This is a genomic window from Rhodothermales bacterium, assembly GCA_034439735.1.
Lineage (GTDB): Bacteria > Bacteroidota > Rhodothermia > Rhodothermales > JAHQVL01 > JAWKNW01.
The window spans coordinates 19,305-31,779 of sequence record JAWXAX010000081.1 but is presented as its reverse complement, the minus strand read 5'-3'; the positions used below and the strand labels follow the sequence as shown (position 1 = coordinate 31,779).

The window sequence follows — 12,475 nt, the reverse complement described above, 5'->3', positions numbered from 1 at the left end:
GGGTTGCGATGGGGGGCCACGTTAACACCCGGTGAACATTGCGGTCGGCGGAGCCGGTTGGGAACTGCGGTTCCGTTCTTCCGTGGGAACGGTTTCTCGACGGACACCCATCGGGCGACACCATGCAGGCGTCTCGCATCGACCGGAATCCTTTTCGTTTGTACCTGAGCATCCCATGAAAATTGCCGTCATCGGCGCCGGCGCGATTGGCTCGGCTATCGCTTCCGATCTGTGCACGCGGGCGGACGTCGCGCAGATCAAAATTTGCGATTCCCACGCCCGCCTGCTCCAGGAGCTGCACGATCGGATCGATAGTCCCAAACTGCGCTCCTACCAGAGCGACGCCCGCGACCCGCGCATCCTGTCGTCCATCCTCATGGGATGTGATGTCGCGATTGGGTGCGTACCGCCACGCCTCAACCCGCAACTGGCGCGTCTGTGCCTGGACCTCGGCGTCCACTTCTGCGACCTCGGCGGCGACGACGACACGACGCGCGCCATCCTCGCCCTGAACGCCGAAGCCCAGAGCAAATCCGTATGGGTCGTCCCCAACTGCGGGCTCGCCCCCGGCCTGGTCAACATCTTGAGCCGAACGGGCATCGCGTATTTTGATTCCGTAAAAGCCGTCCATATCCGCGTCGGAGACGTCCCGATGCACCCCGAGCCCCCGTTCAACTTCCGCCTCTCGTGGTCCGCCGAGAAAATTCTGGACGACTACACACTCCCGGTCCAGGTCATCGAAAACGGTGAGGTCAAAACGGTCGCCCCCCTCACCCACGACGAACAGATCCACTTCCCGGAGCCCTTCCAGACCATGGAGGCGTTCAGCACGACGGGCGGCTATGCATCGCTGGTAGATGATTTCTCGGGCCGCATCGTCACGTTGGATCACAAGACCATCCGCTGGCCCGGCCACGCCAACCAGATGCGATTCATCCTCGGGCTGGGATTTGCCGAGCCGCAGAAGATCGACGCCCGGACGCATCTGACCTACCGCGACGTGCTCGTCCGCCGGCTCCGCAGCCGGCTAGGCGGCGCTTACAAAGACGCCGTGCTGATGCGGGTGATGATCTGCGGCTTCAAGGATGGCCGGGATCAAACGCTCATTTACGAGATGGTGGACCACTTCGACGATGCCAGCGGCCTTTCCGCCATCCAGCGCTGCACGAGTATCCCGACAGCCACTATCGCCTGCCTGCTCGCCGGCCGCAAAATGCCCGGCGGCGGCGCCGCGCCGGCCGAACTGGTCGTGCCCGCCCACACGTTCCTGCAGGCCCTCGCCGAACGCGGTCTCGAGATCAGCACCCGCTGGTTGGAAGGGCATGCGGATGTGGCGATGAAAGAATCATTACCAATCACACATTAAGCATTACAGGGACCAAGGGACCACAGACACGGTCCGCGCCACCCATTAATTCTTAATCGATGATGTGTAATCTCCTACATCCCGTACGCCCGCACCACGCTCCCACTCATCGAACGCGCCTCGGGGCGAAAGAGATCGATACACAGGTGCGAGAGATCGTCGGCCGGGACGCCGGGGCCCGGCGCGCCGTCGTATAAAATGGTCGACGGCGCCAGTGCGAAGGCGTAGAGGCCGCGCGGTTTGTATTCGGCCGCCACGGCTTCCACCAACCGCACGACGCCGGCCTTGGCCGCGGAATACGCCGCCTGCTCGGCCACGCCGCTGTCCGCCCCCTGCGCCGACGCGATCGCGACAAGGCGTCCGCCCCCGTCGCCCATGTGGCGTATAGCCTCCCGAAAACACAGAAACGCCGTCGTGAGGTTGGCCACCAGTTGCGCATCCCATTGCGCCAGGGACGTCTCGGCTAAGGGGCGGCCATCCCATCCCCCGGCCGTATGCACCAGCCCATCGATGCGCCCGTGCGCGGAATGGATCTCGGCGAACACCTGCTCGACGGCGCGTTCGTCGGACACGTCCGCGAAATACGTCGTCCCCGCGCCGGCCACCGCCGGCTTGCCGGGTCGCTCTATCGCCACCGATTTGGCCCCTTCAAGAGCCAGGGCATGGAGGATATGGCCGGCCAGGCGGCCGCCGGCGCCAGTGACCACAATGACGCGGCCGGTTAAGAAGTCGGGCATGAGATACGGTTTAAGGGTTAAGGTTCAAGGTTCAAGGTTTAAGGAAAGAACACATTGAACATCGAACCTTAAACCTCGAACCCTTATTCAGAAGACGTGTGGTCGCTCACGATCCTCCAGCCCTCCGGGAATTTGCGGAACATGAGTGTGAATAGGCCCCGGGCGTCGCCGATGGCCGGGTCCCGGGCGAGATGAAATCGACCAAATACCGTAGCCCATTCGGGCGAAAGGATGCGAACGTCTTCCAGCGTGAAGGCGAGGGTGCCCATCGTCTGCCGGTCCGGGTACGCGCGGTAATAGCGGTCCATGGTGGTTTGATAACCCTGCTGCACCGTGCCGCCGGAGGCAAACCGCAACGAATCGCTCGCCCAGTAACCTTCCATGAACCGCGAGATGTCGCCGGCATTCCAGGCCTCCACTTGATCGGTCAATAGCCGATCGATGGCGGCGCGGTCGGCCGTTTCGTCATAGGGGCGCGAAGCCGGCGGCGTACAGCCGACGGCTGCCAACAGCCACCCGGCCAGCAGCACCGGCGGGATGAACGATACACGGAATGGGCCCTTCCACCGGGCGGCAATGGGGCGCAAAAACACCATGATCATAAACGTTTTGAGGCTGGAAAAAAGGGTGCAGAACAAAAAAAGAGAAGCCTTGTACTACTTCACCTGACGCAAAAACGTGCGGGAAGCCCGCCCCCGGCTCTCGAAGAGCCCCCGGGCGTGTGTACTTCCCCGGCGTCGATCCCCTCTGTCAGTCCAGCGAAGATCGCCTATCGTACGTCTCGATACTACAATGTAAAAACACCGCGGGTAATTACCAGAACCTCCGTTCTGCCCGCTGTTGTGTGTTGCCAGTAGGATTAACCAGGTACGATTACCATCGTGCGATCCAGGACCGCCCCAACCGCCTCGTCCCAACGTGCAGGGTCTCTACGTGCAGGGTCTCGTGCATCGTCCATGCATCCTCTGAAGGTGCTTGCCGTGTTGTTCGGCTGCGCCACGGGGTTGCTGGCTGTGTTCGTCAGCGCCGCGGCCACGTATAGCGACACCCTGAGTGCGCTACGCATCGACCGTCCCTACGCGGCCGCCGACACCGATAGCGTGGCCGTGGATACCACGTCGCTCGATTCGCTCGACGCCGATACCACCCGCCTGGCCAAAAAATACCTCCCCCGCTTCTCCGATCCGCACCGGTACGCCGCCCTGTTTCCCCGGGAACGACGCCCCCTCACGACGAAACTCGGCGCCGCCTGGCGCCACGAAATCGAGCTCGATTCCACCGAAATGCGCTACATCGTGCGCGAACGGGTGGGGGAAGAAGATGTGCGCATCCCGGTCGAACTCACCATCGAACAATACCGCGCCCGCCGGCTCGAATCCAGCACTACCACCACCTTCCGCCGCCTGGCTGAACAAAACGCCCAGCGCCGCCGCCAGGAACAGGGCCGCGGTGGGTTCGGCTTCAACTTCAACGTCCCCGGTGGGCGCGAAAGCGCGTTCTCGACCATCTTCGGCACCACCGACATCGACCTCCGCGTCAACGGCCAGGCCAACATCAACGCCGGCTTCAATATCCGCAAGAGCGACCAGCAGACGGCCATCACCGGCCGCGAAACCCAGGTCGACCCCGAATTCCGGCAGGACCTCCGCCTCGGCATCGTCGGTTCCATCGGCGACAAAATGCGGATCGACGTCAACTGGGATACCGAGCGCGACTTCGACTACCAGAACCAGCTCAAACTCCAGTACCAGGGCTACGACGACGACATCATCAAAAACATCGAGGCCGGCAACGTATTCCTCCAGACGCCTTCCTCCCTCATCCGTGGCGGCCAGAGCCTCTTTGGCATCAAGAGCGAGTTTCAGCTCGGCGGCATCCAGTTCCAGACCGTCGTCAGCCAGCAAGAGGGCCAGTCGAGCAGCCTCAGCATCGACGGCGGCTCGGAGAGCGTGACGTTTGATCTCCGCCCGACGGATTACGACGAAAGAACCCACTTTTTCCTCTCGTATTACTTCCGCAACCGCTGGGAGCCGGCGCTCGCCGAACCGCCCCTCATCACCGTCGCCGACGGCTTCGAACGCATCACCGACATCGAGCTCTGGAAACTCCAGCCGGCCAGCCCGGAAAACCTGGAGTTGCGTAAGGTCATCTCCGTCGTCGACCTCGGCGAGGAGCCGGCCACGCGTGAGGAAGCCGGCGCCTACACCCGAACCGTCCTCCCCAATACCGAGATCGACGCCTACGAAGAGACGACGCTTACCCCTGAACTCATCGAACAACTCGGCCTCGAAGCGTCCGACTACCAGACCGGCGACTTCTTCAAAAAGCTCGAACCCGGACGGGATTATACCTTCGACGACGCCCTCGGCTACGTCACCCTCACCTCGCGCCTTCAGGAAAGCGAGGCCCTCGCCATCGCCTTTCGCTACCAGGCCAACGGCCGCGTCTTCCAGGTCGGCGAATTCGCCGTCGATAAGCCCGACAGCGACGAGCGCCTCGTGCTCAAACTCTTGCGCGGGACCAACCTGCGCCAGCCCAACCCGACCGAAGGCTTCGATCCCTCCGCCTGGTACCTGGAGATGCGCAACATCTACCGCCTCCAGGGCCGCGGCATCAACCCAAACGAGTTCGAACTCCAGGTCTTCTACGACGCCCCGGGCCAGCCCTCCTCCAAAACGCTCCCCAGCGTCGGCGGCACCCGCACGCTCCTTCAGATCCTCGGCCTGGACCGGCTGAATACCGACGAGTCGTCGCAGCCGGACGACCGGTTCGACTACCTCGTCAACTACACGATCGACCCCGGCGCCGGCCTCCTCATCTTCCCCTACCTCGAACCCTTCGGCCAGCGCGTCGATGAGGTGATCGACCAGACGATCAGCGATGAGACCGCCCGCACAGAAGCCAAAAATAAGTTCGTATTCTCCAGCCTATATAGCCAGAAAAAGGAAAACGCGCGGCGCGACACCCAGCTCGACGTCTACGCCGTCAGTGGTTCGTACAAAGGTGCGGTACAGGACTTCTATGACCTGCGGGCGTTCTCCGGCCTCATCGAGGGCTCCGTCCGCGTCACCGCCGGCGGGACGCCGCTCGCCGAAGGGACCGACTACGTGGTCGACTACCAGGGCGGCACGGTCAGCATCACCAACCCGGCCTTCCTCACCGCCGGCCGCAATATCGAGATCGAATACGAGCAGAACTCCTTCTTCAACATCCAGAAGAAAACCCTTCTCGGCGCACGCGCCTTTTACGAATTCGAAGATAAGCTCAACGTTGGCACGACGATCATGCGGCTCAGTCAGAAGTCGCCCGTGGATAAATTCCGCCTTGGCGAGGAGCCTATTTCGAACACGATCTGGGGCCTCGACGGCAACCTGAATCTCGAACCGCGCTGGATGACGCGCGCGCTTGACTGGTTGCCGTTCATTCAGACCCGCGAAGCGAGCCAGCTCAACGTCACGGGCGAGTTCGCCCAGCTCCGCCCCGGCAGCGCGCAGACCAGCGCCTTCCGCCGGAGCCGGAGCCAGCTTCGGGAAGAGGGTCGCGACTTCCAGGGCGACGAACTCTCCGGTATCTCGTACATCGACGACTTCGAGGGTTTCGAGACGACGTTCTCCCTCAAACAGGCCGGCCCCTGGCGCCTCAGCGCCCCGCCCGACTCCATCCGACCCGCCGCCGAGCCCATCCCGGGGCTGCCACGTACCCAGCAGGACTCCCTTCGAACCAACTGGCGCGGCACGCTCGCCTGGTACCAGCTCAACATCAACACACGCAACCAGCTCGGCAGCATTTCGAGCAACCCCGACACCGACCCGGCTGTCGGTATCGTGCAGATCAACGACGTCTTCCCCGAACGCGACACCCGAGGCGAAGTCGACCGCACCCAGTCCACCCTGGACCTCTATTTCGACCCCCGCGAGCGAGGCCCGTACAACTTCAATCGCGATCTCAACACCTTCTTCCAGCAACCCCAGGATGCCTGGGGCGGCATGACCCAGCGCTTGCCCGAAGGGTTCAACGACTTCAACCTGAAGAACATCGAGTTCGTCGAGTTTATCGTCCGCGTCTTCCCCGAAGGCCAGAACGACACCGGCGTAGACGCCAAGCTATTCGTCGATCTCGGTTCGATTTCTGAAGATGTGCTTCCCAACGGCGCGCTGAACAACGAAGACGGCCTCTCCACGGCCACCCTCGGGTCCTCGCCCGACCAGTGGGGCCGGCTCCCGTCCGTCACGCCGGATAACATCATCAACGTCCAGAATAACCGCACCGAGGACCTCGGCCTGGACGGCCTCGCCTCCTACGACCCCGCGTCTTACGACCCCCTCGCCACCGAACAGGTCGTCTTCGCCAACTACCTCGCCTCGCTTGATCGCAGCAATCCAGATCCCGAGTACCAGGCGATGCTCGCCCGGATCGACGCGGATCCCGCCGGCGACGACTATCACTATTTCGACAACGGTCTATTCTTCGGCAACCCGGCGTTTTTCCCCGAAACACCCTCCATTCAGCAGCGCTTCTCCCGCTACTTCCCCGCCGGCGAGTTAAATGCTTTCGAGGCCCAGAATAAACTGGCCAACAACACCGACTCCAAACGCGGCAACGCCCGCGTGCCCGACTCCGAGGACCTGAACCTCAACTCGACCGTCGACGTCTCGAACGACTATTTCCAGTACGAAGTCCCCCTCAGCCGCGCCGAGCTCGACCGCCTGGGGCAACCTACCGAGCTGAACGACTTCGTCGTTGGCGCCGTCACCGACGCCGGCGGCAACTCCACGGGTTGGTACCAGATCCGCATCCCCGTCCAGGCGCCGACGCGTAAGGTGGGCAACATCCAGGATTTCACCCTCATCGAGTCCATCCGCCTCTGGACGACCGGCCACGCGGCGCCGGTCACCATACGGCTCGCCACGATCGACCTCGTCGGTAGCCAGTGGCGGAAATCGGAGAACGTGGACGAACAGCCGGAGCTCGAGGGCGTCACGCCGCCGTCCGACAACACCCGCCTGACCATCTCCAGCATCAACAACGAAGAAGACGCCGACACCTACAAGACACCGAACGGCACCGTCATCAGCCAGAACCGTCTCGCGACAGGCAACACGCAGCTCTCCCGGGAACAGGCCCTCGTCCTGCGCGCGGAAAACCTGCTGCCCGGCGCCCAGCGGGCGATCTTCAAAACCTATCCGACGCCGCTCGACCTGCTCAAATACTCCAATCTGCGCATGTTCACGCACATGCACGGCGAATTGGCCGGCGGCATCGATCTGACGACGCTTCCTAAAGATGAAGCCCGCGACAAGGTGCGCCTCTTCGTGCGCCTCGGCGCCAACGAGACCAACGACTACTACGAATACGAGCAGCCGCTCACCCCGAGCGAGCTCACTTCGGGCAATGCGGACGACCTCTGGCAATCCAACCAGCTCTTCGGCGACGAATTTCTGGACCTCAACGGGGTGAACATCGTCCTCGGAGCCCTCAACCAGCTCAAGGTCGCGCGCGACGATTATCTGAGTACGGAAGGCGTGCCTTTCCCCACCGACAGCGTGTTCTGGAACGTCCAGGATGGCATTCAGCTCATCCCGGGGCTCGAGAACTTCGCACCACCCGGCACCCGCCTCGGCATCCGCGGCACACCTTCGCTGGGGAAGGTCAATACGGTGGTGATCGGGGTGCGCAACCCCGAGGCGCCTGTCGGCGAGGTTGGCGACGTGCTGGATGACGTAACCGTCTGGGTCAACGAACTCCGCGCCACCGGGTACGACGAAACCAACGGCTGGGCGGCCCTTGCCAATCTGGACATGAAGCTGGCCGATGTCGGGCGGTTCAAAGCCAACTTCCGCCGGCAAACCGATGGCTTTGGTTCACTCGAAAGCACGCTCGGGGAGCGCGAGCAGGACGATGTGGACAACTGGAGCGTCGCCGGCGACTTCAACCTCGACAAGCTCATGCCCGAGCGCTTCGGCCTCACGATCCCGATCTCCGCCCAGGTTCAGTCCAACACCTCCACCCCCCGCTTCGCCCCGAGCCGCGGCGACGTCCGGCTCACGGAAATTATCGGGCAGATCGAAGGACGCGACGACCTCACACCCGAGGAACGCACGCTCCGTATCCGCGAAACGCGCGAAGCCGCCCAGCAATTTTCGTACACCCGATCGCTGTCCGCGCGCATCCAGAAGCAGAACTCGCAGAACCCGGTGATGCGCGTCCTCGTGGACGGCATCTCCTTTAACTACTCCTATTCGGATACCGACGCGCGGAGTCCCTCGCAGTCGCTCCGCGACTCGTGGCGATGGACGAGCAACCTGGCTTATAGGCTCACCGTCCGCCAGCCCAAAACCGTGCGCCCGTTCTGGTTCCTGGACCCGATTCCGGTGGTGGGGCTGCTCGGCGATCTTCGATTCAACTACCTGCCGAACTCGCTGAATACCTCGGCCACGGCCACGCGAAACTTCTCGGAGACGCAGGACCGTTCCGACTTCGGTCTGTCCGCGCTCGAAGAGATCGCCCGCGATCCCGTCCGCGAGCAGCACCAGTTCTCTTACCGTCAGAACTTCAGCCTCCAGTACAACCCGTTCAGCTTCCTGAACCTCAGCTTCGACACGGACACCAACCAGAGCCTGAACGTACTCGGCGTGGACACGTTATTCAGCGTAATCGATCTCGACCGCGATACCGTGTACAACAATCTCCGTATCGCCGATGCCGTGTCGAACCCGGCACTCGGAATCGAGGCGGCCGATGTGGGAGTGACGGCGTTTGAAGTGCCTGAGTTGGATATCGTATCCGCTCGGAGCGCGTTCGCCGGCCTGCTTCAGAAGGACGACGGGTTGCGCCCAGAACAGCACAACCAGCGATTCAACGCCACCTTTCAGCCCAATTTTTCGAAAACGAAAGCGCTCAGCTGGATCAACATCCAGCCGCTCACTTACCAGGTGACCTATGGCTGGCAAAATGCCGCCGCCGGCCGTAATACGGGAGCAAGCGTTCGTAGCCAGGTGAGCATTCGGAGCGGCCTCACCCTGCGGCCCGTCGAGTTATGGCGCCTCATTCCTGGCTATACCACGCTCGAGGATCAACAGCGCCAGGCTGAGACGGATGCCCAGCAGAAACGACGCGATCGGGACGCTGCACGGGCGAAACGGAAGGAAGACCGCGCCACACGTCGGGAGGAGCTGAGGCTCCAGCGCGAAGAAGAAAAACGCCTCGAGGACGAAGAAAAAGCACGCCGCAACGCGCTGGAAGAGCAGGGCATCGATCCGGATGCCGTGCCCGCCGACACGAGCATGGCGGCCCCGGTCGACACTAGCGTAGTGGTTCCGGCGGACACCAGTGCGACCGACGTTCCACTGCCGGAGCCAGACCCGGAGACGATCGAACCACCGGAGGACGAGGACATCCCGCTGGCGCGTCCTGGCCAACCCGCGCCTGCCGACACGACCGACGAAGTTATGGCCGGCATGGCCGCCGACAGTGTGGCCGTCGACAGTGTGGCCGTCGACAGTGTGGCCGTCGACAGTGTGGCCGTCGACACGACAACCGCCGGGAAACGATTCAAGCTGCGGCTGCCGAGCCCGCTGCCGCTCCTGCGGAAGAGCGTCTTGGCCGTCACCGGGATCCGAGATCTGAGCATCACCTTCACCTCGGCGAACAGTGCCAGCTCGAGCAACGTCGGCGTGCCGTTGCGCAACTCGAGCGGCGAGATCACGGACGTCGGCGTAAACTATAGCCTCTTCGACGCCCTGCTACGCGGCCGAGGGCCATCCATGCGCTACCGCTTTGGCCTCGACCAACGGATCCCGCTCGACAGCCGCATCGTGGAGAGTAACCTGCAGGTGACGGATGTCCTGTCGACGAACAACCGGCTCCAGGGACAGACCACGCTCAACCCGAGCACGGCCATGACGATCAACCTCACCTGGAGTGTCGACTGGGGGACAAATGAGAACTTCACCTTCCGCCCGCTCAGCATCGATCAGATCGAAGAAACCGTCACCGAGCGCGGGACCAACAAGTCGTCCGTCTGGTCGTTCGGCGCCAACTACCTCGACTTTTTCTCCAGCCAGCTGAACACCTTCATCGCCGATGCGGACCGCGCGACGGAGCCCGGCATCGTAGGCGATGAAAACGGCGACGGGCGCGTGCTGCTGACGAACGAAACCATGGTATCCGACTTCCTCGGCGCGTATCTGCGCGGCGGTGGAACGGTCGACCGTCTCAACCTGCTCCCGTTCCCGATGCCCGGCTGGCGCATCAACTACACGGGCCTCTCCAACTGGCCGCTTTTTCAGTTCTTCGCCCAGAGCGCCACCCTGCGCCACGGCTATAGCGCGGATTACGGGACCGACTACCGCTCGAACGTCTTCGCGGCGGAGGGCGACTCCGCCTCGTTTGCACTCGCCGGCCGGCAGATCCGCTTCCCGATCCCAAACGTGGAAGCCGGCGCCGTCCGCATCAACGAGCGGTACCAGCCGCTCGTCGGGCTCGACCTTGCGTTCAAGAACCAGATGCAGGCCAACATTGCCTGGAACGCCAGCAACACCTACTCGCTCAGCACAACCAGCTTCCTCGTCAACGAAAGCAAAACAAACGAGATCACCCTCACGGCCAGCTACCAGAAGCGCGGCCTCAAACTCCCGTTCTTCAAGAAGAAGCTCGACAACCGCATGAGCATCAGTCTCACGCTTGCCCGCGCCGTCATCGACGATCAGCGGCTCGCACTACGTGAGGCGCTGGTGAGCGCCATCGAATCGTACGACAATGGCGAGGCGTTCGATCTCGGCCAGGCCCTCGAAGGCGATTTCAAGGTGCCGATCACGGGATCGACCCGAATCACTATCGCACCGACGATCTCCTACCAGTTCAGCACCCGCGTGTCCGGCGACTTCCGCCTACGTTTCGAGAAATTCGACAGCGTCGACAGCCGGATTCCATCCTCCACGACCACCCAGGGGACGTTTAATATCCGGGTGAGTATTCAGAATTGATGGTTGCAGGTTACAGGTTGGCAAGTTGCTTTGTAACCCACAACCTGCCAACCCACAACCTGCCAACCTGCAACCTGCCAACCTGCAACTTGCCAACCAACGTGCCCCAGCACATCCTCATATGCCGGCTCGGCAGGGTGCCCTATGCGCCGGCGTGGGCGTTGCAGCGTCAGATCCAGACGCGGCTCGTTGAGGCCAAGCGGGCCGAGCCGCCCCGTTCGATCCCGCACGTGATCCTGGAGGTAGAGCATCCGCCCGTGTATACCCTCGGCAAAAGCGGCAATCCTGAACACCTGCTGGCCACGGAAGCGGAGTTGGCGGCACAGGGGGCAACTTTCCACCACATCGACCGAGGCGGCGACATCACGTACCACGGGCCGGGCCAGCTTGTTGTATATCCGATCCTAGACCTGGACCGGTTCACCCCCGATATCCATCGGTATTTGCGAGAACTAGAGGAAGCCGTGATACGCTCCTGCGCCGATTTTGGGGTGCCGGCCGAGCGGGTGGCAGGGCGGACGGGGGTCTGGGTGCCGGCGGATGAATGGGGCGGGGAGCGTAAGATCTGCGCAATGGGCATCCGGTGTAGCCGATGGGTGACGATGCACGGGCTGGCCCTTAACATCAATACTGACCTCTCCTTCTTCTCTCGGATCATCCCGTGTGGCATCGTCAATCGGGATGTAACGTCGTTGGCCCGCGAAGCCGGCCACGCGGTCGACGAAGGGCGCGTGGCCGAGCGCCTGGAGGCCCATTTCGCGGAGCGGTTCAACGCCACCATCGACGTGTCTGACGGCGCCGGCGCCTACGACATCCTGGCGTCGTTTCTGGGTCAATCCCTTGACCCCGAGCTCGCCCCAGACCTCCTTTCACGCTAATTGCATCACCGGAGGTGGGAACCTTCGGGAGCCGTAAGGGGTCACTCGCCTCCACAATTTACGCAACGGTTCGCGGGGCGAACAGCTGCTAATCGCCTTTGTAACCGGCTCCCCTTCCCAGCAGTTACCTTTCTGCAGGTACACACCATGTCCTTCAATCTGAAGCAATTCGCACTGCGTTTGATCACGGAATCGCTCTTCTACGACGAAGAGTATGGTGCGCTGGGCAACCTGAGCCTGATCGATCCGGCCACCAACCGTGAGAGCTTTATCGCCTCCTACGTTCCCGAAGATGGTTCATTTGCGATCGAGGAAGCCATCAAATGGGAGGATTATGACCCTGCGGGGGATGACGAAATCGGCTACGCCTTGGCCGTGGACAGCAAGGAATTCGCCACCTTCGACTCGGGCGATGATGTCGCCGCCGCTCTGCTCAAGCTCGCCGAAGAGCGCGGCCTGCTTCCCAGCGTAACACTGCTTTTCGAGGAAGACGAGGTCGTCTGATCCGGC

At 62.5% G+C, this 12,475-nt stretch carries 6 protein-coding genes; 4 read left to right on the top strand and 2 right to left on the bottom strand.

Features of this window, described 5'->3' with window-relative positions; genetic code table 11:
- The first annotated feature begins 175 nt into the window (after positions 1 to 175).
- Complete coding sequence (locus SH809_06705) at positions 176 to 1,366, top strand: saccharopine dehydrogenase C-terminal domain-containing protein (GenBank protein ID MDZ4699376.1); 1,191 nt, start codon at positions 176 to 178, stop codon at positions 1,364 to 1,366.
- A gap of 74 nt (positions 1,367 to 1,440) precedes the next feature.
- Here SH809_06705 and SH809_06700 read toward each other — a convergent pair whose 3' ends face one another.
- A complete protein-coding gene (locus SH809_06700) occupies positions 1,441 to 2,103 on the bottom strand; it encodes an SDR family oxidoreductase (GenBank protein MDZ4699375.1) in 663 nt (220 codons plus the stop codon).
- Between the two features lie 83 nt (positions 2,104 to 2,186).
- Positions 2,187 to 2,699: a nuclear transport factor 2 family protein gene (locus SH809_06695; GenBank protein MDZ4699374.1), complete on the bottom strand. Its 513-nt coding sequence runs from the start codon at positions 2,697 to 2,699 to the stop codon at positions 2,187 to 2,189.
- A gap of 360 nt (positions 2,700 to 3,059) precedes the next feature.
- On the opposite strand from SH809_06695, the gene sprA reads away from it, so the two are divergent.
- The 3 genes from sprA (at position 3,060) to SH809_06680 (ending at position 12,469) form a co-directional block, all read left to right on the top strand.
- Positions 3,060 to 11,087 carry a cell surface protein SprA gene (gene sprA / locus SH809_06690; protein ID MDZ4699373.1) on the top strand — a complete coding sequence of 2,676 codons (8,028 nt, stop codon included), beginning with the start codon at positions 3,060 to 3,062 and terminating at the stop codon, positions 11,085 to 11,087.
- 101 nt (positions 11,088 to 11,188) lie between these two features.
- Positions 11,189 to 11,965 carry a lipoyl(octanoyl) transferase LipB gene (gene lipB / locus SH809_06685; GenBank protein ID MDZ4699372.1) on the top strand — a complete coding sequence of 259 codons (777 nt, stop codon included), beginning with the start codon at positions 11,189 to 11,191 and terminating at the stop codon, positions 11,963 to 11,965.
- Positions 11,966 to 12,112: 147 nt separating this feature from the next.
- Positions 12,113 to 12,469: a hypothetical protein gene (locus tag SH809_06680; GenBank protein MDZ4699371.1), complete on the top strand. Its 357-nt coding sequence runs from the start codon at positions 12,113 to 12,115 to the stop codon at positions 12,467 to 12,469.
- Positions 12,470 to 12,475 lie beyond the last annotated feature (6 nt).